We start from the raw sequence: 25139 nt of genomic DNA on the forward strand, positions 1-25139 counted from the left end.
GGGCGATGAACGAGCACCCCGCGGCGCCCGAGGGCGACCCCACCCACGACGTCCTCCACGCGGCCCCCACCGAGCAGATCGACGTCCGCACCGGTGAGATGGCCGGCCGCGGCAACGACCCCGCGGCCGGCGGCCGGGCCACCCGGACCAGCGGCGGCTACGTCATCGAGGACGGGCCCGACGGCCCCGGCCCGGCGCCGTACGTCACGGTCGTCCTGCCCTGCTACAACGAGGGCGCGCACGTGCTCGAGGAGATCGACCGCATCTCCGCCGTGCTCGAGGACTCCGAGCACACCTACGAGATCCTCTGCATCGACGACGCGAGCACCGACGACACCCTCGAGGTGCTGCGCGGCGCCCAGCGGCGCTACCCGCACATCCGCGTCCTGCCCTTCCGGCGCAACGGCGGCTCCGGCACCGCGCGGCGCATCGGCACCCAGCAGGCCCGCGGCGAGATCGTCGTGTGGACCGACGCCGACATGACCTACGAGAACGAGCGCATCCCCGAGCTCGTGCGGATCCTGCGCGACGACCCGACCTACGACCAGGTCGTCGGCGCGCGCACGACCGAGGAGGGCACGCACAAGTGGGCCCGCGTGCCCGCGAAGTGGCTCATCCGCAAGATCGCGGAGTGGCTGACCAAGACCCGCATCCCCGACCTCAACTCGGGCCTGCGCGCGTTCCGCCGCGAGGTCTCGCTGCCCTACCTGCGCCTGCTGCCGGCCGGCTTCTCGTGCGTCACGACGATCACCATCGCGTTCCTGTCCAACCAGCACGACATCAAGTACGTCGAGACGAGCTACGCCAAGCGCGCCGGCGTCAGCAAGTTCCACTTCGTCGGCGACGCCTACCGCTACATCCTCCAGGTGCTGCGGATGGTCATGTACTTCGACCCGCTCAAGGTCCTCATGCCGCCGGCCCTGTGGATGGTGGCGCTCGGTCTCGTCAAGGCCGTCGTCGACATGGTGCGCCACCCGTTCTACTTCCCGGCGAGCACGGTGCTGCTCGTCGTCAGCGGCATCATGATCGCCTCCCTGGCCCTGCTCTCCGACCTCGTCGTGCGCTCGCGCGACGGTGTCTGAGGTGTCGGACAGCGCGCTGCGGGTCGCCCTCGTCGGGCCGACGCACCCGTTCAAGGGCGGTGTCGCGGCGCACACGACGAGCCTCGCCCACGAGCTCGCGGACGCCGGGCACGAGGTCACCCTCGTGTCGTGGAGCCACCTGTACCCGGCGTTCCTCTACCCGGGCGAGCAGGCCGTCCCCGGCGGCGCCCCGGACGTCGAGCCCTTCCCGCGGACGCTGCGCGTCCTGTCGTGGGCCCGCCCCGACACCTGGCTGCGCGCCGGGCGCCGGCTGCGCGACGTCGACGTCGTCGTCGTCGTCCACGTCGTGCCGGCGGTCGTGCCGGCCCACCTCGCCCTCCTGCGCGCCGCGGGCGCCGGGAGCGGTCGCGGCCCGCGCGTCGTGGTCGTCGCGCACAACGTCCTGCCGCACGAGCCGGGGCCGGGGGACCGGCCGCTCGTCGGCTCCCTCCTGCGCCGTGCCGACGCGGTGCTCGTGCACTCCGACGAGCAGGCGGCCCTCGCGGCCGAGCTCGGCGCGCCCCGCGTCCGCGAGGTCGACCTGCCGCCGCACCTGCCCGGCGGCCCGCCCGAGCCCCGTCCGGAGCACGACGGACCCGTGCGCCTGCTCTCCCTCGGCATCGTCCGCGACTACAAGGGCATCGACCTGCTCCTCGAGGCGCTGCGCGAGGTCGACGGCCCGACGCTGACCGTCGCCGGCGAGCTCTGGGGGGATGCCGGCCGCCGCGTGCGCGAGCTCGCGGCGGACCCCCGGCTGCGCGGCCGCGTCGAGGTCCACGGCGGCTACGTGCCGGCCGACCGCATCGCCGGCCTGATGGCCCGCCACGACGTCGTCGTCCTGCCCTACCGGTCGGCGACGGCCTCGCAGAACGTCCTCCTGGCCCGCCGCCACGGCCGGCCGGTGCTCGCGACGAGCGTCGGCACCTTCCCGGCGCAGGTGCGCGACGGGGTCGACGGCCTCCTCGTGCCGCCGGCGGACCGCGAGGCGCTCGTGGCGGCGCTGCGCACGCTCGCCGAGCCGGGCACCGCCGACCGGCTCGCCGACGCCGTCCGCGAGCCCGACCTGTCCGGCCCCTGGGCGCACTACGTCGGCGCCCTCGAGGCGCTCGCCGCGCCGCCGGCCGTCCCCGTCGACGAGCCCGAGCCGTCCGTCGTCCCCGTCGGTCCGGTCGCCCGGGCGAAGGCCGCCGTCGCCGGCCTGCGCGCCCGTCGGCAGCCGGTCCTGACCATCGGGCCGCTCGACCTCCCCGAGGACGTCCGCGCCACCGACCTCCTCGCCGTCGACGCCGACGCCGTCCGGGCCGCGGAGGTGGCCCGCGAGCTCGGGCTGCCGCGCGCCAAGGACCCCGTCGCCGCGTGGGCCGCCCTCGGCGCCGTCGCCTCGCTCGTGCGGGTCCTCGACGACCGCTCGCGCACGGCCGTCATCGTCGACGAGTCCGGCTCGTCGAGCCCGTTCTCGCGCTGGGCGCGGGCGCTCGGCTTCGCCCCGGTCGAGCTGGAGCTCACCGGGCGGCGCGCGGCCGTCGAGGCGCTCGACGTCGACACCGCGAGCCTCGACGTCGTGGCCCGCCTGCACCCCGGGGGCTGCACCGCCAACGACGTCCAGCACGTCGTCGGGCAGGCGTCGTGGTCGCTGCGCTCCGGCGGGCTCCTGCTGCTCACGCTGCCCATCGGGGACGACGACCCCGACTTCGCGGTGCGCGCGGCCGACGTGCGCGGCATCGTCGCGCGCGCCGACGACCTCGGCCTGGCCCTCGTCGGCGACGCCGACGGCGAGGTGCTCTCGCAGATGCGCGACGCACGGGTCGCGTTCGGCGACAACGGGGCTCCCGCCTACGCGGTGCTGCGCCTGACCTTCCGGCGGAAGTGACCCCGTGAACCGCGCGCGCGTCCTCGTCGTCGTCCGCTACGGCCTGCTCGTCCTCGTCCTCGCCGCCGTCGTCTGGGCGCTGGCCGGCAGCTGGGACGAGGTCTCCCGCGAGCTCGGCCGGATGAGCGCACCCGCCATCGTGCTCGCGCTCGTCCTCACGCTCGGGGCGCCGCTGTGCACGCTCGTCGGCTGGCGCATCCTCCTCGCCGACCTCGGCACGCGGCTGCCGCTCGCCCCGGCGGCGAGCGTCTTCTTCGTCGGCCAGCTCGGCAAGTACGTGCCGGGGTCGGTGTGGACCGTCCTCGCGCAGGCCGAGATGGGGGCCAAGCTCGGGGTGCCGCGCCGCCGGATGGCCGTCACCGGCCTGCTCTCCATCGGGCTGGCCATCCTCTGCGGCAGCCTCCTCGGGGTGGTCGCCCTGCCGCGCCTGCTCGCGCGCGGCAGCTCGCCCGTCACGGCCTGGGTCGTCGTCGCGGCGGTGGTCGTCGGCGCCGTGCTGTTCTGGCCGCGCCTGCTCAACGCGATGGTCGCGCTCGGCCTGCGGGTGCTGCGCCGCGAGCCGCTCGAGCACGGGCTCGGGGGCCGGGCCGTCCTCGCCACGGCCGCGTGGTTCACGGGCGCGTGGGTCTCGGCCGGCGTCGGGGTCGCGGTGCTCGTCCGCTCCCTCCAGCCCGCGGCCTCGCTCACCGACCTCGCCGTCGCCGGCGTGTGCGGCTTCGCCCTCGCGTCGGCCGCCGGCCAGCTGTCCGTGCTCGTCCCGGCGGGGGTCGGGGTGCGCGACGGCGTGCTGGCCCTCCTCCTCGTCACCTTCATGCCCCTGTCGGCCGCGACGGCGGTCGTCGTCGTGGCTCGCTTCCTCGCCATCGTGGCCGACCTCCTCGTCGCGGGCGGCGGCTGGGCGTGGGGACGTCGGCAGCACCTCCTAGGATCTGCGGGATGAGCGAGCGACCGGAGCGCGAGGAGCAGCTCGCCTACTCGGAGTCCATGGCGAAGATGCTCGACGAGCAGGCGCGCCGCCAGAAGGCGGCCAAGCTGATCGCCGTCGTCCGGCACGCCCTCGGGGTCGACACGCTCGAGGGCCTGAGCGCCGTCGACGTCGGCTGCTCGGCCGGCTTCATCGCCGACGAGCTGGCGCTGGCCGGCGCCACGACGAGCGGCGTCGACATCGACGAGCCGGGCCTCGAGAAGGCGCGCGCCCGCTTCGGCGAGCGCGTCGACTTCCGCCTCGCGCGCGGCGAGGACCTGCCGTTCGACGACGGCTCGGTCGACGTCGTCGTCCTCAACCACATCTACGAGCACGTCGTCGACCCCGAGGCGGTCGTCGCCGACATCCACCGCGTGCTGCGTCCCGGCGGGCTGCTCTACCTCGGCATCGGGCACCGCTGGCAGGTCGTCGAGCCGCACCACCGGCTGCCGTTCCTCTCCTGGCTGCCGCAGCGGGCCGCCGACCGCTACATGCGCCTCACCGGCAAGGGCGAGACGTACTACGAGCACTACTACTCGCCGGCCGGGCTGCGCCGCCTCTTCGCGGCCTACGACGTCTGGGACTACACACTGCCGGTCCTCGCCGACCCCGCTGCCTTCTCCGCCGGCGACAACGTGCCCGGATGGGCCGCCCGTGTGCCCGAGCCCGTCCTCGCCGCCGCCCTGCCGCTGGTCCCCACGTACGTCTGGGCGGCCTTCAAGGGCGCCGCGCGGCCGGCCGGACCCCCGCTGCGCGTGGCGCCGCGCCACGTGGGCTGATGTCTGCCGAGGGCGCGCTCCGGGTCGTGCGCACCGCACGGCCGGTGCCGCTCGGTGCGGTCGTCGGCATCTTCCGGCGCGGTGGGGGCGACCCCACGAGCCGTCGCGACGACGGAGGCTGGTGGTTCGCCTGGCGCACCCCCGACGGCCCGGTCACGCTGCGGCTCACCGCTCCCGGCGGCGCGTCCGACGAGGTGACCGCGCGGGCGTGGGGGAGCGGCGCGGGCTGGATGCTCGAGCAGGTGCCGGCGCTGCTCGGCGAGGACGACGACGTGGCGGGCTTCGACGCCTCGCTCCACCCGCTCGTCGCGCAGGAGTGGCGACGCCGGCCCGGGTGGCGCGTGCCCCGCTCGGGCCTGGTCGTGCAGAACCTCGTGCCGTCGGTCATCGAGCAGAAGGTCACCGGCAAGGAGGCCTTCGCGGGGTACCGCCGGCTGGTCCGCCGCTTCGGTGAGCCTGCGCCCGGCCCGGGTGAGGAGCTGGGCCTGGCCGTCGCCCCGACGCCGGCCGGCTGGGCGTCGGTGCCGTCGTGGGAGTGGCTGGCCGCCGGCGTCGACCCCCAGCGCTCGCGGACGGTCTCGGCGGCCGTCCGCTACGCCGGCCGGCTCGAGGAGTGCGTCGGGATGCCGGTCGAGGCGGCGCGCGCCCGCATCACGGCGCTGCCGGGCATCGGCCGGTGGACGTGGGCCGAGGTCGCGCAACGGGCGCTCGGCCTGCCGGACGAGGTGAGCTTCGGCGACTACCACGTCGCCAAGGACATGACCTGGGCGCTGACCGGCACCCCGCAGGACGACGACGCCCTCGCCGAGCTGCTCGAGCCGTGGCGCGGGCACCGCTACCGGGTCCAGCGCCTCCTCGAGCTCGGCGGCCACCACCGGCCGCGCCGTGGGCCGCGGATGACGCTGCCGACCCACCTGCCCACCAGGGGCCGCTGAGCGGGGCGGGCGTCGTCAGGTGAGGCGCAGGGTGGTCGAGGACGGGCCGCGGGCGACGACCTCGGCGCGCAGGTCCTCGCTCGCCGCGGCGACCTGCGCGCGGGTGACCAGCCGGCCGAGGTCGTAGGGGTCGGGCGCGGCGAGGACGAGCTCCGCGGCCTCGTCGGTGACGTCGACGTCGGCCGAGCCGTCCTCGACGTCGTGCAGCGCGAGCGCCACGACGCGACCGACCCGGTCGGCGAGCGGCTCCGGTGCGACGGAGCGCAGCCCGACGTCCGTGGAGTCGCGCGACCCGGGGGCGACCCCCAGCGCGGCCCGCACGGCCTCGACGTGGCCGAGGGCGAACCAGTCGCCCGGGCCGGTGCGGACGAGTGCCTCAGCGCCGTCGCCGGCCGCCGTGAACCACGAGGCCGGGAGCCCGCGCACGAGCGCCGCGGGCACGCCGTCGGCCTTGCCCTTGACGAGGTCCGCGGCCGCGGCGACCTCGTCGGCCACCGCGCGGGCCGTGACGGCGAGCGGGCGGCCGTCGTGGTCGACCCCGCCGCGCAGGTCGTCGAGGACGGCGAGGCCGGCCGCGCCGAGCGCGAAGTCCGTCTGGCCGGCGCGCCACGGGCGACCGGCGGTGTCGGACAATACGATCCCCAGCGCGCGTCGGGGGAGGGTGCCACCGGCCGCCGCGAGCAGCGCGTCGCGGAGCCGGGTCGCCTCGGCGTCCGGCTGCTCCGGGAGCAGCAGCACCGCACCGGTCGGCCCGGTGTTGGAGGCGTCCACCCCGGCCGCCGCCATGACCGGCCCGGCCGCGGACTCGACGACCCGGGTGACCCCGGTGGCCCCGGCCCGCTCGGCGACGACCCGCCGGGTGTGCGCGGCGACCGCGTCGGCCCGCTCACCGGGCCACGTCAGGCCGGTGGCCTTGGAGACGACCTTGCTCGAGACGACGAGGCAGTCACCGTCCGACAGCACCAGCCCGGACGCCGCGAGCGCCGCGAGGAGCAGCGCCGCGAGGTCGTCACCCGCCCGGACCTCGGGGAGCCCGGCGAGCGGGTGGACCTCGACGGCCCCCTCGCTCACGCCGTGACCGAGGACGCGAGCCGCAGCGCGTGCGCCGCGATGCGCGCCGTCGCGTCGACGTCGGACATGAGGAGCGGCCCGTCGAAGACCTCGACCCGCGCACGGGCCAGCGTGGTGCCGGCGTCGGCGGGGTCGACGAGCCAGGCGTCGAGGAAGTCCTCGTAGAGGCCGCCGACGGCCGCGGCGGTGGCCGGCACGCCGATGGCCTCGAGGCACGCGTCGGCGTGACCCCGCACGGGGCGGCCGGAGATGAGCGGCGAGACGCCGACGACGGGGGCGGTGGTGCCGCGCAGGGCGTCCCGCACACCGGGCACGCCGAGGACGATGCCGATCGAGACCACGGGGTTGCTCGGCGGCAAGAGCACGACGTCGGCCTGCCGGATGGCGTCGAGGACCCCCGGCGCGGCCGCGGCGCGGTCCAGCCCCGCGACGACGAAGCGGCGAGCCGGCACCGACGCCTGGTGGCGGACCCACCACTCCTGGAAGTGGATCGCGCGCTCGCCGTCACCCTCGTCGACGACGACGTGCGTCTCGACCGGGGTGTCGGTCATCGGCAGGAGCGTGATGCGCTGCTCGGGCAGCCCCCAGCGCGCGGCGAGCCGCGCGGTGACCTCGGACAGGCTCAGGCCCTGGCCCAGCCACTGCGAGCGGACGACGTGCGTCCCGAAGTCGCGGTCGCCGAGCGCGAACCACTGCGGCTGCGCACCGTAGGCGGCGAGCTCGGACTGCACGCGGTGGCTCTCGTCGGCGCGTCCCCACCCCTGCGCCTCGTCGATGCCGCCGCCGAGCGTGTAGAGGAGGGTGTCGACGTCGGGGGAGACCCGCAGCCCGAAGAGGGTGATGTCGTCCCCGGTGTTGGCGACGACGGTGACCTCGGTGTCCTCGAGGCCGGGGGTGGTGTCGAGGTGGTGCCGCAGGCCCCGGACGAACCGGGCCCCGCCGACGCCACCGGCGAGAGCCGTGATGCGCATGGGCGCCAGTCTCTCAGCCCGTCGCCGCCGGACCGGCGGCGGACCACGACCGGTCGTGCACGGGGCGGTCGCGGACGTCACGCGCCTTTCGCCGCGTCACTCCCGTACCACAGGCACCGGATCACGGGAAATCCACTCGATAACACCGTTTGGCTTGACGTGCGTGGCATGACACGCGTGTAATTCCATGCATGTACTCCGGGGTGACCGGCCGGGGTGCACGGGTCGAGGTCGAGGAGGAAGCATGATGCACGAGCTCTTTCTGGTCGAGGGGATGCTCGGCTCACCGGAGCCGGACGAGGGGGCCCTGTCGTGGCAGGAGCGGTCGCTCTGCGCCCAGACCGACCCCGAGGCGTTCTTCCCCGAGAAGGGCGGCTCCACCCGCGAGGCCAAGAAGGTCTGCGTCTCGTGCGAGGTGCGCTCCGAGTGCCTCGAGTACGCGCTCGGCAACGACGAGCGCTTCGGCATCTGGGGCGGCCTGTCCGAGCGCGAACGCCGCAAGCTGAAGAAGCGCGCCGTCTGACGAGGGGTCTCCCCTCGTCGCAGGCCCCGCTCGGATGACGCTCGCCCCACCCCGTCCCGTGGACACCGCCCCGCCCGCCGGCGCCGGTGCGGTGCGCCCCGTCGTCACGGCGGTCGTCGTGACCCACCGCGACCCCTCGGGTCTCGGCCGCCTCCTCGACGCCCTCCTCGCGCAGACCCAGCGCCCGGACGACGTCCTCCTCGTCGACCGCACGGGCGGCGCCTCCGTCCCCGACCCCGACGGCGTCGGCGACGTCACGGTCACCTCCCTCGTCGACCGGCTGCGCTCGCGCCACGACGTCGCGGTCCGGGTCGTCGCCGCCGACGGCCGGGCGCCCGTGCGCCGGGTCGTGCACCGCGCCGTCCTCGACACCCTCGGCGACCGCTCGCACCTGCTCTGGCTGCTGCCGGTGGGGACCACCCCCGAGCCCGCGGCCCTCGTCCGCCTCGTCGACGCCTGGCGCCGCTCGCCCTCGACCGGCATCGTCGGCCCCAAGCACGTCGACGCCGAGGCGCCGCACCGCCTGCGCGCGCTGTCCATCCGCACGACCCGCGGCGGGCGCCTGCTCGCGCGCCCGCTGCCCGGCGAGCCCGACCAGGGACAGTACGACACGACGAGCGACGTCCTCGCCGTCCCGTTCGCCGGATCCCTCGTCGAGCGCGAGCTCCTCGTCGACCTGCGCGGCTGGGAGACCTCGTTCGGTGACGTCGGGGCCGACCTCGACCTCGGCTGGCGCGCCCAGCTGAGCGGCCGCCGGGTCGTCGTCGTCCCCACCTCCCGGATGCGCTCGGCCCCCGGCGTCGCGGTCGCCACCGCCTCCACCGCCGCCCGCCGCCGCGCGGCCCGCCGCGTCGCGCTGGCCCGCGCGCCCTGGTGGTGGTCGCCGGTCCTCGTCGTCTGGGTGGCCCTGACCTCCGTCGTCGCCGCCGTCGGGCTGCTGCTCCTCAAGCGGCCGCGCAGCGCGTGGGCCGAGCTCGGCGCCCTCACCTCGCTCGACCCGGTGCGCGGCCTGCGCTCGAAGTGGCGCACCCGCCACCGCGCCGCGGTCCGGCGCCGCGACCTCGCCGCGGTCTTCGAGCCGCGGCGGGCCGTCCTCACCTCGTGGGGCGACAGCGTCCACCACGCCCTGCTCCCGCCACAGGCCCCCATCGGGGACGCCGCCGCCGACCTCAACCCCCGCTCGTGGCTGGTCCGCGTCCTGCGCCACCCGGCCGTCGTCGCCGTCCTCGCCGCACTGGCCGTCACCGTGGCGGCCGGGCGCACCCTCGGTCTCGGCGTCGTCACCGGCCTGGGCTCCGGGCTGTCCGGTGGCGAGCTCGTCGGCGCCCGGGCGACCGCAGCCGGCCTGTGGCACTCCTGGCGCGACGGCTGGAGCGGCAGCGGCCTCGGCGGCCCCGACCAGGCCGGCCCGGCCGCGGCGCTGCTCGCCGGGCCCGCGTGGCTCGTCGCGCACCTGCCGATGGTCCCCGTGCCCGCCTCGCCCGCCGGGCTCGTCGTCGGCCTCGTCCTGCTCCTCGCGATGCCGCTCGGCGCCCTCTCCGCCTACCTGATGCTGCGCCCGGTCACCTCCCGGCGCTGGCTGCGGACCCTCGGCGCGCTGGCCTGGGCCACCTCCGGCCCCGCCGCGGCGGGCGTCGCCCAGGGCCGGCTCGGCGCCGCCGTCGCCCTCGTCCTCCTCCCGGCGGTCGCCGGTGGGCTGGCCCTGCTCGCCGCCCGCCGTGCCACCGCCACGAGCGCCTTCGCCACGGCGCTCGCGCTCGTCGTCCTCGGCGCGTTCGCGCCGGTGCTCGCCGCGCTCGGGGTGCTCGCCGCGCTCGTCCTCGCGCTCGTGCGCCGGGGCTCGCGCACCGCGGCGCTCGTCACGGCACTCGTCCCGGCGGCGGTGCTCGCGCCGTGGGTGGCCGCGGCCGGCGCCGTCTCGTGGCCGGCCGTCGTGGCCGGCTCCGGGCTCGCCGCGTGGGGCGGGGAGCCGCTCCCCGCGTGGCGCACCGCCCTGCTCGACGCCGGCGGCGCCGGCGCCCCCCTGTGGTGGACGGCCGCCCCCTTCGTCGCCGTCGCGGTGCTCGCCCTCGGGGCCGGCCGGCGCCGCCGCGGTGGCGCCGCCACGCTCGCGCTGCTCGTCCCGCTGCTGCTCGCGGTGGCCCTCGCCGCGCCCCGGGTGCGGCTGGGCACGGTCCCCGCCGGGCTGCCGGCCGCGGGGCAGCCCATCACCCCGTGGGCCGGGACGCTGCTGCTGCCGCTCGTCCTCGTGCTGGTCCTCGCGCTCGTCCGCGGCCTCGACGGCCTGCCGCTGCGCGGCCTGCAGGGTGCGCGCCGGGCCGGGGCCTGGACGGTCCTCGGGGCCGGCGTCGCGACGGTCGCGCTCCTGGCCGGTGGGCTCGTCGCCGGCGGGCTGGGGCGCCTCCTCGGCCCCTGGAGCGACCCCCGCCCCGCCGTGGCCGTCGACCAGTCCGAGGGAGCCTTCGCGACCCGCTCGCTCTTCGTCGTGCCGGGCGACCGCGGGGCCGGCTACCGCTTCGTCGGCCGTGAGGACGCCACGCTCGTGCGCGGCCTGCCCGTCGCCTCCTCCGCCGACGCCGCCGTCTCCGGCGACGTCACCGCCCTCCTCGGGGCCGTCCCCGGCAGCGAGGCCCTCGTCCGCGACACCGCGGCCGACCTCCTCGCGGTCCGGGGCGAGCAGGTCCCGGAGGTCGCGCGCCGCCTCGACGCCACCGACGGCCTCCAGCGGATCTCGCCGCGGGCGGGCTGGGAGCTGTGGCGGCTCAGCCCCTCCGGCACCGACTCGGAGGCCCTCGTCGCGCCGCCGCGGCTGCGGATGGAGACCCCCGACGACGTCCGCCTCGTCGTCGCCACCGGCGCCCACGGCGCGACCGTGACGACGCTCGACGCCCCGAAGGGCAGCCGCCTCGTCGTCGCCGAGCCGACCGGCTGGGCCGAGCACGCGGTCGTCGAGGTCGACGGCCGCGTCCTCACCGCGGTCGACGGCGAGCCGACCCCCACCTACGACCTGCCGGCCGGCCGCGGGGAGCTGACCATCACCCTCACCGACCCGCAACGCTGGTGGCACCTCGGGCAGCTGCTCGCGGTCGCCGTGCTCGCCTTCCTCGCCGTGCCCTTCGGCCGGCGCGAGAGCCGGGTGGGGGAGCGATGAGCCGCCTCTCGGCGCTGCGCCCCGCCGTCCCCGGCACGGTGCGCGTCCTGCTCGCGGCCGGGGCAGCGGCCGGCCTCGTGTGGGGCGCCACGGCGCGTCCGGACACGCTCGACCTCGCGCAGGCCAGCGGGGTCGCCGAGGCCCCCGTCGCCCCGACCAGCCTCGCGACGAGCGTCGACGCGATGTGCCCCGGGCCCGAGCTGACCGGCGTCGCCGGCGTCGCCGACGTCCGCCCCGCGGGCCGGGTGAGCGCCGTCGCGGGACCGGCCGAGCTGCTGCCCGTGCCCGCGACCGGGGCCGGCAGCGCCCGCGCGACCGGCGGGTCGGTCCCGATCGCGACCCTCTCGGGACGCTCCTCGCGCAGCACCGGCGCCCTGCCCCGCAGCGGTCCCGTGGCCCTGCGGGCCCAGGGCTCGCTCGCGCCGGCGGTCACCGCGACGCAGGAGTGGTCGAGCGCCAGCGCCGACCTGCGCGGCCTGGTGACCACGCCGTGCCGCACCGCCGCCACGGACCTCTGGCTGCTCGGCGGCGGCGCCGGACCCGGGCGCCTCGAGCGGCTCGTCCTCGCCAACCCCGGCGGCAACCCCGTGACCGCCGACGTCACCGTCCACGGCGCCGACGGGCCGGTCGGCCCGGCACGCACCGAGACGGTGCCCCCGGGCGGTCGCACGACCCTCCTCCTCGACGCCGTCGCCGCGGACGAGAAGACCCCCGCCGTGCACGTCGTCGCCGATGGTGGCGGGCTCACGGCCTTCCTGTCCGACACGTGGATCGAGGGGACGACCGCGCTCGGCGCCGAGACCACCGTGCCCACGGCCGACCCCTCGACCGTGCAGGTCGTGCCCGCCGCGCTGCTCGGGGGCCGGGCCACGCTGCGCGTCGCCACCCCCGGCGGGGACGAGGCGGTGGCCAGCGTCACCCTCCTCGGCCGTGACGGGCCCGTGACGACGAGCGCCGACACCGTCCTCACCGTCGGCGCCGAGGGCGTGGCCGAGCTGCCCCTGCCGGCGGTGCCGGCGGGCACGTACGCGGTGGTCGTCCGCTCCGACGTGCCGGTCGTCGCCGGGGTGCTCACCCGGGTCGGGGACCCGGAGGGCGCCGGCGACATCGGCTGGGCGGTCTCGGGGCCGGTCGTCGACGAGGTCGCGGGACTGGCCCTGCCGCCGACGCCCGGGGTGTCCCGCACCCTGCACCTCGTGAGCACCGGCGGCGCGAGCACCGCCGACGTCACCGTCGTCGTCGACGGCGAGTCGCGCACCCGGACCGTCTCGCTCCTCGCCGACCGGTCCGCCGACGTCGACCTCGCCGGCGCCGCGTCGGTCTGGGTCGAGCGGACGGACGGGTCCGGGGCGCTGCGCGGCGGCGTGGTGTCGACCTCCGGCTCCGGCGCCCAGCAGCTGCTCTCGGAGGTGCCCCTGGCGCCGACCGACGTCACCTCACCCGTCAGCCGCGCCTTCCCGCTGCCCTGACCGGTCAGGCGTCGGGGTCGACCTCCGGGTCGAGCTCGTGCGCCGGCACGCCGAGGAGCGCCGCCACCTGCTCGGTGACGACCTCGCGCACGATGTCGGCGAGCTCGAGGTCGTCGTGGGCCCGGGCCTCGACGGGTCGGCGGTAGACGACGACGCGGTCGGTGCGCGCGGCCGTGGCCCGCAGGAGCCGGCCGAGCGGGGCCACCTGCTCGTCCCACGGCGCGGGGTCGGTCGGGGGGACCTCCTGCACCGCGAACTCCGTTCCCGCGTAGCGGTTCCCCAGGTGGGGGCGCAGGCGGTCCGCGGCGTCGAGGACGAGGTCGTCGAAGCGCTCGCGGCGGCTGGCCATCACGGGGACGGTCGGCCAGGCGAGGGGGCCCCGGGGGCCCCGCCCGTGGCGGTCGCGGCGGCGTGGGCTCACCCGGTCGATGCTACGGCGTGCCTCCGCGGGCGGGTGGCAGGCACGGTTAGAGTCTCGGTGTGAACCTGTCGCGGAAGTGCACGAAGACCGGCTGCCGCCAGCCGGCGGTCGCGACGCTCACCTACGCCTACTCCGACCGCGCCGCCGTCCTCGGCCCGCTCGCCACCTACGCCGAGCCGCACACCTACGACCTGTGCGCCGAGCACGCGACCCGCCTCACCGCCCCCCGGGGCTGGGAGGTCCTGCGCCTGGCCACGGAGTACCCCGACCCCGAGCCGTCGTCGGACGACCTCCTCGCCCTGGCCGACGCGGTCCGGGAGGCCGGTCGTCCGCGGCCCGCGGCCGCCCCGGTGACCCCTGAGGCGCCCGTCACCGGTGAGGTCGCGCGGCGCGGCCACCTGCGGATGCTGCGGGGCAGCGCCGAGGCCTGAGCCGCTCGGGGACGCCGGTGCGCGCCGCGTCCTCACCCGGCCGGTCCGACCTCCTCGGCCGTTCGGCCCCTCCCGCCCCCGGAGCCGTTCCGGTCGCCGCCGAGCGCGCCTAGCGTCGGCAGCGCCCACACCGCTCGCAGGGAAAGGGGCCCTCTGTGGCACGCCCGCGCCTCCGCCTCGCTCGAGGCTGCCCCGGACCGGGCCCCGACGCCCGGGACGAGCGCGGTGCGGTCGCCCTCGAGGCCGCCATCGTCTTCCTCTTCCTCTTCGCCATCCTCGCCGGCGTCATCGACCTGTCGATGTACTTCAAGGACGCCTACTCGGTCTCGACGGGCGCGCGGGCCGGGGCCCGGATGGCGTCCGCCGACCCCCTCAACGCGACGTTCACGCGCTCCGCGGCCACGCAGGCCGCCTCGGCGCTCACCGACCTGCGCTGGCAGGACGTCACGGAGATCTGGGTCTACAAGGCCAACGTCGGCACGACCTCGGTCCTCGCGACGCCGGCGGTGTGCGCCGTCAACTGCGTGAAGTTCACCCTCACCGGTCCCGGCACGCCGAGCGCCGGGACCGGGACGTGGCCCACCCGCAACGCCTGCTCGGGCGCGCTCGTCGCCGTCGACAGCGTCGGGGTGCGGGTCGTCTACCGGCACAAGGCGTCGGTGATGTTCGCCAACAACGCGCTGATCACCGAGGACGTCGTCATGCGCCTGGAGCAGATCCCCTCGACGCAGCCGTGCATCGGGACGGGGCCGTGATGCGCCGACGGCCGCGCGGCGAGCGCGGTGCGGTGGCGGTCGAGGCGGCGCTCGTCACGCCGATGTTCATCCTCCTCGTCGTCGGCATCATCGAGTTCGGGATGTTCTTCAAGGACTACCTCTCCGTCGCGGACGCCGTGCGGGCCGGCGTGCGCACCGCGTCGGCCGAGCCGCGGATCAGCACCTACGCCCAGGACGCCGCCGACAGCGTCGCGGCCGAGGGCACGGCCTTCAACCGCGGCCAGGTGCAGGAGCTCTGGGTCTACAAGGCGAACACCGCCAACCAGTACCCGGCCGGCACGAGCAGCTTCGCCGGCGGGTGCACGACCTGCGTCAAGTTCCGCTGGAACGGCACCCGCTTCGCACCGACCTACTCCAACTGGGCGGCCATCAACCAGAAGGCGTGCTCCTACAACCCACCCGACCGCATCGGGGTGTACCTCAAGACGCGGCACAACGCGTTCACGAAGTTCGTCTTCAGCTCCATCACCATCGAGGAGTCGGCCGTGCTGCGCTTCGAGCCCATGCCCCAGACGCAGGGGTGCGAGTGATGTCCCGGCCGCTGCGCCGACGTCAGCGCGACGAGCGCGGCTACGTCGCCGTCGTCTCGGGGCTCATGCTCATCGTCCTGCTCGGGTTCTCGGCCTTCGCGGTCGACGTCGGCCACTGGTACCTCGAGGGCCAGCGCGCCCAGCGGGCCGCCGACGCCGCCGCGCTCGCCGGCGTCACCAAGCTCCCCGACGACCGGTACGGCGCCTACGCGGAGGCGCAGCGCTACGCCGCCACCAACGGGTTCACCAACGGGGTCAACCGGGCCGTGGTCTCCCCGTCGCTGGCCGGTGGCTCGACCCGCCTGCGCGTCGACGTCGACTCGACCGTCACCAACTTCTTCGGTGGCTTCCTCGGGCTGGGGGCGACGAAGGTGTCGCGCCACGCGACGGCGGAGTTCGCCGGGCCGGTGCCGCTCGGCAGCCCCTGCAACCACTTCGGGGACGACCCCGAGGTCGGCTCGACCGCCAGCAGCAACTGCGACAACACCGGCGCCTTCTGGGCCAACGTCGGCAGCATCCCGGCCAACAAGCAGAGCGGCGACGCCTTCCAGAACGACTACTGCACCAGCTCCACCTCGGACGGCTGCACCAACGGCGACAACGCCGACTACGAGCCCAACGGGCACGTCTTCACCGTCACCGTCCGCCAGCCGGTGACCAACCTGACGATCCAGGCCTTCGACCCGGCCTTCGTCGCCGTCGGTGACCTCTGTGACCTCTCGACGGCGAAGCTGCCGCAGGCCGCGGCGCTGGCCGCGGCGGACACCTACGTCAGCAACCCCGCGCAGCGGTACGCGAAGGGCAACACGTCCCCGTGGTGCACCGGCGACCAGCCGTTCACCACCGGCGCGAAGCCCAAGACCGAGTTCGTCATCAAGGGACCGGCCGGCAACCCCTGGGAGCCGACGGCGTGGCCGACCCTCAACACCGCGAGCTGCAAGCCGCGCACCTTCGGCGGCTACAACGAGGACCTCTCCCTCGCCCTCAAGAAGAACTCGGCGCAGAACCTCGCCAACCCGGAGATCGCCGAGACCTTCCGTCGCTGGGTCACGCTGTGCACCATCCCGGGCACGGTCCAGCCGGGGACCTACTCCATCCAGGTCCACACGAACGGGCTCGGCACCGACACCCAGAGCGGCCACAACCGGTTCTCGCTGCGGGCCTACGGCGCGGGCGGCTCCGACAAGGACAACATCGCCGTCGCGGGCTACTCGCAGATGGTCCTGTACGCCAACATCCCGAGCACCACCTCGAAGTTCTTCCTCGCCCGCGTGCCGAGCAACTCGAGCGGCCAGTTCTTCAACGTCAACCTCTTCGACATCGGTGACGGCGCCGTGGCCGGGAGCACCGTCAAGGTGGTGCCGCCGAGCGAGACCGGCGGCAGCTTCAGCGGCTGCAAGGGCAAGGGCATCACCAACGGCAACCTCGTCGACTGCACCATCGCGGTGAGCAGCATCTACAACGGTCGCTGGCAGACGATCACGGTCCCGATCCCGTCGACGTACTCGTGCACCGACTCCTCGTCGAGCGGGTGCTGGGTGCGCCTGGAGTTCAACTACGGCGCGGGCTCGCAGCCCGCCGACACGACGTCGTGGAGCGCCACGCTCGACGGCGACCCCATCCGCCTGGTGGAGTGACCTCGCCCGCGGCCTTCCCGCGGGGCGTGCTCACGTAGGCTCGGGCGCCGTGACCACGCGATCCCTCAGCGACCTCGTCAAGGCCTACGACGTGCGCGGAACCGTCCCCGACCAGCTCGACCCGGAGGTCGCGCGCGCCCTCGGGGCCGCCTTCGCCGAGGTCGTCCTCGCCGCGGACGACGCGCCGGCGTGCGTCGTGGGCCACGACATGCGCGACAGCGGGCCGGCGCTCGTCACGGCCTTCGCCGAGGGCGTCCGCAGCCGGGGGCGCGACGTCGTCCTCATCGGGCTGTGCAGCACCGACGGCCTCTACTACGCGAGCGGGGCGCTCGACCGGCCGGGCGCGATGTTCACCGCGAGCCACAACCCGGCGCAGTACAACGGGATCAAGCTGTGCCGCAGCGGCGCCCGGCCCGTCGGGCAGGACTCCGGCCTCGCCGACGTCCGCGTGCTGGCCGAGCGCATCCTCGCCGGCGAGGTCGCGGACCCCGACGGGCCGCAGGGGACGCTCACCGAGCGCGACGTCCTCGCCGACTACGCCGGCTTCCTGCGAGGGCTCGTCGACCTCTCCGGCATCCGGCCGTTGCGCGTCGTCGTCGACGCGGGCAACGGGATGGGCGGGTTCACCGTGCCCGCCGTGCTGGGCACGCAGGCAGGCCTGCCGGCGCTGCCGGTCGAGGTCGAGCCGCTGTACTTCGAGCTCGACGGCACCTTCCCGAACCACGAGGCGAACCCCCTCGAGCCCGAGAACCTGCGCGACCTCCAGGCCGCCGTCGTCGCGCACGGCGCCGACCTCGGGCTCGCGTTCGACGGTGACGCCGACCGCTGCTTCGTCGTCGACGAGCGCGGGGAGCCGGTGAGCCCCAGCGCGATCACCGCTCTCATCGCCCGCCGCGAGGTGGCCCGCGCCGTCGCCGAGGGGGCCGACGCGGCCGACGTCGCGGTCGTGCACAACGTCATCACCTCGGCGCAGGTGCCCGAGGTCATCGCGGCCACCGGGGCCCGGGCCGTCCGCACCCGCGTCGGCCACTCGTTCATCAAGGCCGAGATGGCGCGGCACGGTGCGGTCTTCGGCGGCGAGCACAGCGCCCACTACTACTTCCGCGACTTCTGGTTCGCCGACACCGGGATGCTCGCCGCGCTGCACACGCTCGCGGCCCTCGGGGAGCAGGACCAGCCGCTCAGCGTGCTCATGGCCGACCTGTCGCGCTACTCCGCCTCGGGGGAGGTCAACTCGACCGTCGACGACGCGGCCGCGGCCACGGAGCGGGTGCTCGCGTGGGGCGAGGCCGAGGGCGTGGAGGTCGACCGGCTCGACGGGCTGACGCTGACCCACCGGGGTGGTGACGGCGACCCGATGTGGTGGCTCAACCTGCGGGCCTCGAACACCGAGCCGCTGCTGCGCCTCAACGTCGAGGCCGCCGACGTCCCGACGATGGCGCGGGTGCGCGACGCCGTGCTCGCGGTGGTCCGCGCCGGCTGACGGCCGGGGCCGGCGCGACCGGCTCAGGCGGGGCCGGGGCTGCTGCGGCGCGGCGCCACGACCCGGGCCTGCGTGGCCCGTCGGACCGCCTGCTCCTCGAGCCGGAGCGCCTCGCCGGCCCCGACCCGGTCGCCGGTGGCGTCGAGCACGTCGGCGAGGACCTGGTAGGCGAAGGCCACGCTGAGCGGTCTCTCGAGCGCCGTGAACTCCTCGATGACGGTGCGCAGGTCGGACTCCGCGCCGGCGAGGTCGCCGAGGGCGAGCCGCGCGCGGGCCAGGGTCCGGCGCGACCGGGCCGCGAGGAAGGCGTCGTGCGAGGTCAGCGCCCGGTCGAGCGCCGTCTGCGCGTCGTCGAGGGCTTCCTGCGGACGGCCGTTCGCGAGCGCCACCTCGGCGCGGGCGTCGAGGGCGTACGAGTACATGTGGACGGCCTCGATGCTCGCGAGCAGGTCGAGCGCCTCGTCGATGAGCAGCACGGCGGGGCCGAGCTCCCCGGTGCGGCGGTGCACCCGCGAGAGCTCGAGCGTCGCGAGCGCGTAGGCGACGGTGCGGGGCGAGTCCTCGAGGAGCCGGCGGGCCCGGGTGAACTCCCGGGCAGCGGGGCCGAGCTCGTCGTAGTCGTTGTGCAGGGTCCCGCGGACGACGGCCGCCCAGCCCGCGAGCGTCGCGTCACCGCCGCGACCGATCGACGTCTCCGCGGCGTGGACCGCCCGTTCCGCGTCGGCCCGGTGCCCCAGCGACACCGAGGCCAGCGCGGCGACGATCGAGGCGGCAGCGGCGGCGTCGTGCGCCCCGAGCAGGTGGAGACGCCGCCGGGCGGCCTCCGCGAGCTCCCGCGCCTGCGCTGACGCCGAGCGCCGGTCCTGGAGGAGCCAGGCGCGGCACAGCAGCAGGTGGGCGACCCCGAGACGGCTGTCGTCGTCGGCCCCGACCAGGGCGCCCCGGACCTCGCGGTCGGCCTCGAACCACGCGTGGAGGTCGCTGGAGGCATCCGTCCCCAGGGCGGTCTGGGCGAGGAGGCGCCACGCGAGGTCCGACCGGACCGGCGTGAGACGTCGCGAGAGCGCGACGAACAGGGGTGTCTCGGTGCGGAAGAAGCGGCGCGAGCGTCGGCGGACCACGGGGGCGGGGGCGGGAGGCGCGACCGCAGCGGGGAGCTGCGGGACCGGGACCAGGCGGTAGGGCCGGTCGACGAGGAAGGCGTCCGCGCGGGCCACCGCCGCCGAGCCCAGCAGCTCGACCTCGGACGGGCTCGGCCCGGCGCCTCCGGGGCGGTCGCCCCGGGTCGTGTGGCGCACGTGCGCGCGGACGAGGTCGTGCAGGCGGTACTGCGTGTCGTGCCCCTCGCGGACGACGGGCTCGACGAGGCCGGCCTCCAGCAGCGCGTCGAGGGCGGCCTCGCCCGCGGTCGGGTCGCCGAGCACCCCGCCGACGACCCAGCCGCTGAAGGCGTCGACCGGCAGGTGGGCCAGCGCCTCGAGCGCCGACCGCGACGGCGGGAGCAGACCGGAGACGAGCCCCTCGAGGCTCTCGTGGACCACCGCGAGGTCGTGGCCCGAGGAGGTGCTGCCGCGCAGCCGGGCGGCGAGGTCGTCGAAGCCGAGGTCGGGGCGCTGCGCCAGCCGGCCGGCGGCGAGCCGGAGCGCGAGGGGCAGGCCCCCGGTCAGCCGGACCACCTCGTCGGTGGCCTCGGGCGCCTCGTCGGTGCGCAGGGTGCCGACGAGCTCCTCGAGCAGGCGGCGGGAGGACGCGGGGTCGAGGCTGCCGAGGCGGACGTGGTGCCCGGCCGCGAGCCCCGGGAGCGGACGGCGCGAGGTGATGAGGGCCATCGAGCCGGCGCCCGCGGGCAGCAGGTCCGCCAGGCGCGCCACGTCCTCGTCCCCGGCGACGTTGTCGAGCACGAGCAGGACGCGCCGGGCGTCGAGCAGCGAGCGCAGCAGCCCCACCCGGGCCCGCGTCGACGCCGGGACGCCCTCGGGGTGGACCCCGAGGAGGGGCAGGAACGTGGTCACGAGGGTCTCGACGGGGGTGCCGCCCGGGAGGTTGCCGCCGTCGTGGTGGAGCGTCCCGCCGGGGAAGCGGTCGCGCAGCGCGTGGCCGGCCTCGAGGGCCAGGGTCGACTTCCCGGTGCCCGGCAGCCCGGTGACGGACACGACGACGGCGGCGTGCTCGAGGCCGGCGGCGGCGCGCAGCACCCGGTCGACCTCGGCCGCGCGGCCCACGACGACGTCGGGCCGCCGCGGGAGCGTGCGGGGGACCGGCAGCGCCGCGGGGGGCGCGGGCGCGTCGTCGGCGGGGAGCGACCCCGGCCGGGACGCCGGGCGGCGCGAGCCGGTGAGCACGGCCTGGAGCGCGCCGGCCAGGGCGTCGGAGGGCCGCACCCCGAGCTCGCGGTCGAGCCGCTCGCGGGCCGCGTGGAAGACCTGCAGGGCGCGGCGCTGCTGGCCGGTGGCCGCGAGCGCCTGGACGAGCAGCGCGGTGAACCCCTCGTGGAAGGGGTGGCGCGCGGAGAGTGCGTCGAGCTCCGCGACGAGGCCCTGGAGCACCCCCGCGCGCAGGGCGGTCTCGTGGCGCTCCTCGAGCACCGAGAGCCGCTCCTGGACGAGCCGGTTGCGCTCGACCTCGACGGCCGCGGTGGCGGGGGGCCCGAGGAGGGGCTCGTGCACGAAGGTCGCCAGGGCCCGGTCGTAGAGCTCGAGGGCCGTCACGGGGTCGGTGGCCCGCGCCCGCCGGGCCGCCGCCAGCCGGTCGGCCCACACGGCGACGTCGCGCTCGACGCGGTCGGCCAGCCGGTAGCCGCGACCGTCGGTCACGAGGACCTGGATGCCCTCGGCCTTGCGGCGGATGCCCGACACGAGGGCCTGCACCCGGTTGCGGGCCGACGCGGGCGGCTCACCGTCCCAGAGCCAGGTGCCGAGGGAGTCGACGTCGACCTGGTCGCGCAGGGCGGCGAGGGCGAGGAGGCCGCTCTCGAGCTCGGTGAGGCGCAGCGGGCCCGAGGGGCCCGTGAGGCGCAGCCGTCCGAGGACCTCCAGGTACACAACGCCTCCTCCCACGCGTCGTCCCTGCGGCGTCGTCTCCTCCCGACCCTAGAGACCGTCCCCGCAGGTCACAACACCGGACACACCGTGGGACGGCCACGGTCGTCCCCGGGCGCGCCGCGCGGCCGGGCCGGGCGGTGCGCCGGTGTGGGAGGATCGGCGACGACGTCCAGACACCCCGGAGAGGACCCCATGAGCGAGCCGGCCGGCACCAGCGCCCACCTCGAGCCCTGGCTGCGCGAGATCCTGCGCTGCCCGGCGTGCCGGAGCGAGCTGCGCGACGACACCGGTCCCTCCGGTCCCGAGCTCGTCTGCACGAACGGCGCCTGCGGCCTCGCCTACCGCATCGACGAGGGAGTGCCGGTGCTCCTCGTCGACGAGGCCCGGCACCCGGCCTGAGGCGGACGCCGCGATGGGGTGGGTCGACGAGGCACGGCTCGACGACGTCGAGGCCCTCGCGGCGCTCGACTCCCGCGACACGCTGCGCTCGCTCGCGCAGGCCGGGGCCCAGGTACGGCGCTCCCTCGTGTCCGCCGAGGAGGCGGGCATCGCGCGCGTCGCCGGTGGTGAGCGCCCGCGCTCCGTGCTCGTCGCCGCCCTCGGCGGCTCGGCCGTCGTCGGCGACGTCCTCGACTGCCTGACCGACCCCGGCTCACCCGTCCCGGTGATGCTGCGCGCCGACGGGCCGCTGCCCGGCTGGGTCGGCCCCCTCGACCTCGTCGTCGCCGTCTCGCAGTCCGGGCGCGCCGCCGGCCCGCTCGCCCTCGCGGCCGAGGCCGGCCGCCGCGGGGCGTCGCTGCTCACCGTCGGGGCGGCCGACTCGCCGCTGGCCGACGTCACCGCCCGGGCCCGCGGCGTCCACGTCGAGGTCGCCCTGCCGGCGCCGTCCTCGCGCACGGCGCTCTGGTCGCTGCTCGTCCCCGTCCTCGTCGCCGCCGACCGCCTCGGGCTCGCCGACGCCCCGGACGACGCGCTGCAGCGGGTCGCCCGGGTCCTCGACGAGGTGGCCGAGGAGTGCCGGCCGTCGTCCGACGCCTTCGTCAACCCGGCCAAGGTGCTCGCCACCTCGCTCGACGGCACGGTGCCGGTCGTCCTCGGCGACGGCGCCCTCACGGGGGTCGCCGCCTGCCGGGCCGCGCAGATGCTCTCGCGCACCGCCCGCGTCCCGGCGACGCACGGCCGCCTGCCGGACGCCGCGAGCGCCGCCGTCGCCGCGCTGGACGGGCCCTTCGCGGCGGGCCTCGGGGCCCGCGACGGCGGGGGAGCGGGCGGCGGGCGCGACATCTTCGCCGACCCCTACCTCGACGGGCCCGCGATGCCCCGCCTCGGCCTGCTCGTCCTGCGCGACCCCACCCTCGACCCGGCCGCGGCCGGCCTCGCCGACGCCGTCGTGGCCTCCGCCGAGGACGCGGGTGCGGTCGTCCTCCAGCAGGAGGCCCGCGCCGGCCACCCGCTCGAGCGGCTGGCGTCGCTCGTCGCCCTCACCGACTTCGCGGCCACCTACCTCGCCCTCGGGCTCGGGTTCGACCCGTCGGTGTCGCGGCACGTCACGGACCTGCGCGACCGCACCTCCTGAGCGCACCTCCTGGGCCGGGACCGACTCGTCCGTTCGGCCGGGCCCGCCCCGGCGGCACCTCGCCGGCCTGACGGGCGCCCCTAGGGTGGCGGCCGTCCGGCACGGTGGGGAGGGAGCGCGTCATGGCCCGCTCGACCGACCGTGCCGCGACGGCCGTCGTCGTCGCGCTCGCGGCGGCCTCCGTCGTCCTCGAGCTGGCCTCGTTCCGACGCGGCCTCGACTTCTGGGACGGCGCCTGGACCCTCGTCCTCGCCGAGCACCCCGGGGTCGCGCTCGACCGAGAGGTCGTCACCGTCCAGTACCTGCTGCACCCGGTGTGGGTGCTCGTCGGACGGGACGTCGCCCTCCTCGAGGCGGTGGGCTTCGGCGCGCTCCTCGTGACCGCGGCCGCGGCCGCCCTGTCGGTGTCGGCGCTGCTGCGCGCCGAGGGGGTCGAGGTGACGCGTCGCCGGTCGCTCCTCACGACGGCGGTCGTCGCGGCCTCCACCGCCACGGCCTACGTCGGGGTGGGCCGCGTCCCCGGCTACCGCGTGGTCGCGCTGCTCGGTGCCCTCTGGCTCGTCGTCGCCCTCGCCCGGGTCTGGACGACGCGCCGCCCGGCGTGGGGAGCGCTCGCCGGTGCGGCGGGCGTCCTCGCCTTCACGGGGAAGCCGACCACCGCGGCCGCCCTCGCGCTCGTGCTCCTCGCCGCCCTGTGCGCCGGCCGTCGCCAGGTCCTGCCGACGGTGGCCTGCGCCCTCGTCGGTGCGGTGGGGGCCGGCGCCGCCGTCCTCGTCGTGGCCGGCCTCTCGCCGTCCGGTCTCGTCCGGCACCTCGCGGGCGGGCTGGAGGTCGACGAGGCGGCAGCGACGCACTCGTCGTGGCTCGCGATGCTCGGCGTCGCCCCGGTGCCCGCGCGGGTGCTCCTCGTCCTCGGCCCGCTCGTCCTCCTGCCCCTGCTGCTCGCCCTCCACGACGTGCGCTCCAGCGCGGTGCCGCGGTGGCCGACGGGCCTGGCGACGGTCGTCGGCGTCGTCGTCCCGGTCGGCGTGGCGGTGCTCGGCGCGTGGCTCCTGTCGGCGCAGGGCTACGGCGCCCAGTCCGCGCAGCTGCTCCTGCCCTGGGGGCTCGGTGCCCTGGGCCTCCTCGCCCTCGCCGCGTCCCGCGCCCCCCGCCCACCCGTGGTCCTGACCGGCGTGCTCGTCGTGCTGCCCTGGACCGTCGCCGTGGGCACGAACACCGGGTTCTCGGCGACGATGACCCAGGCGGCCGCCTGCTGGGCCCTCGCCGTGACGACGGGGCTCGCCCTCGTGCGGGCGCGGTGGCCCCGCACCGACCGGCTCGCGGTGCCGGTCGCGCTCACGCTGGTGACGACGACGGTCCTCACGCAGGTGCTCTGGCTGGGTGACGCCGTCGAGGGCCGTGGGGTGCTCGGGGCGAGGTCCACGACGCCGGTGCTGGGCGGCACCCTCGGCCTGGACCGGGACACGACCGCGCTGGTGCGCGGGCTGACCGGTGCGCGGCAGCGCGAGCACCTGGCCGGGCGTCCGTCGGTCGACCTCACCGGGTTCGGCGCCGGCTACCAGCTGCTCCTCGGGACCCGTCCGCTGGGGCGCGCGTCCTTCTTCGGGACCTTCCGGGGCGCCGACCGGGGGGCGGCCCTCACCCTCGGGCAGGAGGACCGGCGGGACCTGTGCTCCGCCGTCGTCCTCGTCGCCGACCCGGACAACCCGCTGGGCGTCGTCCCGGCGGCGTCGGCGGTGGGCCTCGACCCCGCCCGGGGCTACCGGGAGGTCCACCGCTTCCACCCCAGCCACGGGGAGCCGGTCGTCACCGCCCTCACCGTGCGCGTCCTCGTGCCGGACCCCGCCGCCCACGGCGCCTGCGGCGGGGTCAGTCCGGGCGGCGGGTGAGCGCGAGCCGCTCGGCCCCGGGCAGCGCGAGCAGGTCGACGCCGGTGACGAGCAGCTTGCCGCCGCGGGTCCCGCTGCCGATGACGACCTCACCGGCCTCGACGACGGCGTCGTCGACGAGCACCGGCCACTCCTCGGGCAGGCCGACCGGCGTGATCCCGCCGAACTCCATCCCCGTGAGGCCCACCGCCTCGTCGTGCGGGGCGAAGGAGATCTTGCGGGCGTCGAGGTGGCGGCGGACGACGCCGTTGACGTCGGCGCGGTCCGTGGCGAGCACCATGACGGCGGCGTACCGGGTCTCGCCCCCGCGGCGGCCGGCGACGACGACGCAGTTGGCGCTCGCCCCGAGCGCGACGTCGTAGGCGTCGCAGAACGCGGCGGTGTCCGCGAGGTCGGCGTCGATGGCCGCGACGAGCGCGCCGTCGACCTCGCCGACCGCCGCGGCGACCGGTGGGGCGAGCAGCTCCGGGTGCTCGGCGGCGGGCATCCAGTCGAGGGTTCCACGTGCGCTGGGCATGCGACGACGGTACGGGCCCG

Annotated in this window: 21 protein-coding genes; 16 read left to right on the top strand and 5 right to left on the bottom strand. The window is 76.7% G+C overall.

Features of this window, described 5'->3' with window-relative positions; translation table 11 throughout:
• Window positions 1-5 precede the first annotated feature (5 nt).
• Genes J3473_RS07995 through J3473_RS08015 form a run of 5 tightly spaced genes read left to right on the top strand, consistent with a single transcriptional unit; the run spans window position 6 to window position 5630 of the window.
• The gene (locus J3473_RS07995; protein WP_207022664.1) at window positions 6-1082 is read left to right on the top strand and encodes a glycosyltransferase family 2 protein; all 1077 of its coding nucleotides are present in this window, start codon (window positions 6-8) and stop codon (window positions 1080-1082) included.
• 1 nt (window position 1083) lies between these two features.
• A complete protein-coding gene (locus tag J3473_RS08000) occupies window positions 1084-2952 on the top strand; it encodes a glycosyltransferase family 4 protein (RefSeq protein WP_242525771.1) in 1869 nt (622 codons plus the stop codon).
• Window positions 2953-2956: 4 nt separating this feature from the next.
• Window positions 2957-3892 (top strand): lysylphosphatidylglycerol synthase domain-containing protein, encoded by a 936-nt coding sequence (locus J3473_RS08005; RefSeq protein WP_207022666.1) that lies wholly within the window; start codon window positions 2957-2959, stop codon window positions 3890-3892.
• On the top strand, window positions 3889-4695 hold the full coding sequence (locus tag J3473_RS08010) for a class I SAM-dependent methyltransferase (RefSeq protein WP_207022667.1): 807 nt from the start codon (window positions 3889-3891) through the stop codon (window positions 4693-4695). Before J3473_RS08005 ends, J3473_RS08010 begins: the two co-directional genes overlap by 4 nt.
• Window positions 4695-5630, top strand: a complete 936-nt coding sequence (locus J3473_RS08015) for a DNA-3-methyladenine glycosylase (RefSeq protein WP_207022668.1) — start codon at window positions 4695-4697, stop codon at window positions 5628-5630. The genes J3473_RS08010 and J3473_RS08015 overlap by 1 nt, the downstream gene beginning before the upstream one ends.
• A gap of 15 nt (window positions 5631-5645) precedes the next feature.
• Here J3473_RS08015 and cofE read toward each other — a convergent pair whose 3' ends face one another.
• Window positions 5646-6701, bottom strand: a complete 1056-nt coding sequence (gene cofE, locus J3473_RS08020; protein ID WP_207022669.1) for a coenzyme F420-0:L-glutamate ligase — start codon at window positions 6699-6701, stop codon at window positions 5646-5648.
• Window positions 6698-7672, bottom strand: a complete 975-nt coding sequence (gene cofD / locus J3473_RS08025) for a 2-phospho-L-lactate transferase (RefSeq protein WP_030527630.1) — start codon at window positions 7670-7672, stop codon at window positions 6698-6700. Before cofD ends, cofE begins: the two co-directional genes overlap by 4 nt.
• Window positions 7673-7919: 247 nt before the next feature.
• Here cofD and J3473_RS08030 point away from each other — a divergent pair, with 247 nt between their 5' ends.
• From J3473_RS08030 to J3473_RS08040, 3 genes are read left to right on the top strand one after another with little or no spacing between them, the layout of a single operon-like run.
• Window positions 7920-8195: a WhiB family transcriptional regulator gene (locus J3473_RS08030; RefSeq protein WP_030527629.1), complete on the top strand. Its 276-nt coding sequence runs from the start codon at window positions 7920-7922 to the stop codon at window positions 8193-8195.
• A gap of 34 nt (window positions 8196-8229) precedes the next feature.
• A complete protein-coding gene (locus tag J3473_RS08035) occupies window positions 8230-11346 on the top strand; it encodes a glycosyltransferase family 2 protein (RefSeq protein WP_207022670.1) in 3117 nt (1038 codons plus the stop codon).
• A complete protein-coding gene (locus J3473_RS08040) occupies window positions 11343-12815 on the top strand; it encodes a DUF5719 family protein (RefSeq protein ID WP_207022671.1) in 1473 nt (490 codons plus the stop codon). The genes J3473_RS08035 and J3473_RS08040 overlap by 4 nt, the downstream gene beginning before the upstream one ends.
• Window positions 12816-12819: 4 nt before the next feature.
• Here J3473_RS08040 and J3473_RS08045 read toward each other — a convergent pair whose 3' ends face one another.
• Window positions 12820-13236, bottom strand: a complete 417-nt coding sequence (locus J3473_RS08045) for a metallopeptidase family protein (RefSeq protein WP_242525772.1) — start codon at window positions 13234-13236, stop codon at window positions 12820-12822.
• A 59-nt stretch (window positions 13237-13295) separates the two neighbouring features.
• Between J3473_RS08045 and J3473_RS08050 the strand changes: the two genes are divergently transcribed.
• The 5 genes from J3473_RS08050 (at window position 13296) to J3473_RS08070 (ending at window position 18093) form a co-directional block, all read left to right on the top strand.
• Entirely contained in the window at window positions 13296-13667 is a 372-nt protein-coding gene (locus J3473_RS08050) for a DUF3499 domain-containing protein (RefSeq protein ID WP_030527625.1), read from the top strand.
• A 155-nt stretch (window positions 13668-13822) separates the two neighbouring features.
• Window positions 13823-14422, top strand: coding sequence for a TadE/TadG family type IV pilus assembly protein (locus J3473_RS08055; protein ID WP_207022672.1), 600 nt, complete (start codon window positions 13823-13825; stop codon window positions 14420-14422).
• The gene (locus tag J3473_RS08060; RefSeq protein ID WP_051750352.1) at window positions 14422-14973 is read left to right on the top strand and encodes a TadE/TadG family type IV pilus assembly protein; all 552 of its coding nucleotides are present in this window, start codon (window positions 14422-14424) and stop codon (window positions 14971-14973) included. Before J3473_RS08055 ends, J3473_RS08060 begins: the two co-directional genes overlap by 1 nt.
• On the top strand, window positions 14973-16610 hold the full coding sequence (locus J3473_RS08065; protein ID WP_030527622.1) for a pilus assembly protein TadG-related protein: 1638 nt from the start codon (window positions 14973-14975) through the stop codon (window positions 16608-16610). Before J3473_RS08060 ends, J3473_RS08065 begins: the two co-directional genes overlap by 1 nt.
• 49 nt (window positions 16611-16659) lie before the next feature.
• Window positions 16660-18093: a phosphomannomutase/phosphoglucomutase gene (locus J3473_RS08070; protein WP_207022673.1), complete on the top strand. Its 1434-nt coding sequence runs from the start codon at window positions 16660-16662 to the stop codon at window positions 18091-18093.
• Window positions 18094-18116: 23 nt separating this feature from the next.
• Here J3473_RS08070 and J3473_RS08075 read toward each other — a convergent pair whose 3' ends face one another.
• Window positions 18117-21134: a BTAD domain-containing putative transcriptional regulator gene (locus J3473_RS08075; protein WP_207022674.1), complete on the bottom strand. Its 3018-nt coding sequence runs from the start codon at window positions 21132-21134 to the stop codon at window positions 18117-18119.
• 192 nt (window positions 21135-21326) lie between these two features.
• Between J3473_RS08075 and J3473_RS08080 the strand changes: the two genes are divergently transcribed.
• From J3473_RS08080 to J3473_RS08090, 3 genes are all read left to right on the top strand, one after another.
• Entirely contained in the window at window positions 21327-21533 is a 207-nt protein-coding gene (locus J3473_RS08080; RefSeq protein ID WP_030527619.1) for a Trm112 family protein, read from the top strand.
• 13 nt (window positions 21534-21546) lie between these two features.
• Entirely contained in the window at window positions 21547-22710 is a 1164-nt protein-coding gene (locus tag J3473_RS08085; protein ID WP_030527618.1) for an SIS domain-containing protein, read from the top strand.
• Window positions 22711-22832: 122 nt separating this feature from the next.
• Window positions 22833-24602 carry a hypothetical protein gene (locus J3473_RS08090; RefSeq protein ID WP_207022675.1) on the top strand — a complete coding sequence of 590 codons (1770 nt, stop codon included), beginning with the start codon at window positions 22833-22835 and terminating at the stop codon, window positions 24600-24602.
• Here J3473_RS08090 and J3473_RS08095 read toward each other — a convergent pair.
• Entirely contained in the window at window positions 24583-25119 is a 537-nt protein-coding gene (locus J3473_RS08095; RefSeq protein WP_207022676.1) for a YbaK/EbsC family protein, read from the bottom strand. The genes J3473_RS08090 and J3473_RS08095 overlap by 20 nt on opposite strands.
• Window positions 25120-25139: the final 20 nt, after the last annotated feature.

It is taken from the genome of Phycicoccus sp. DTK01, assembly GCF_017312765.1.
GTDB classification, from domain to species: domain Bacteria; phylum Actinomycetota; class Actinomycetes; order Actinomycetales; family Dermatophilaceae; genus Phycicoccus; species Phycicoccus jejuensis.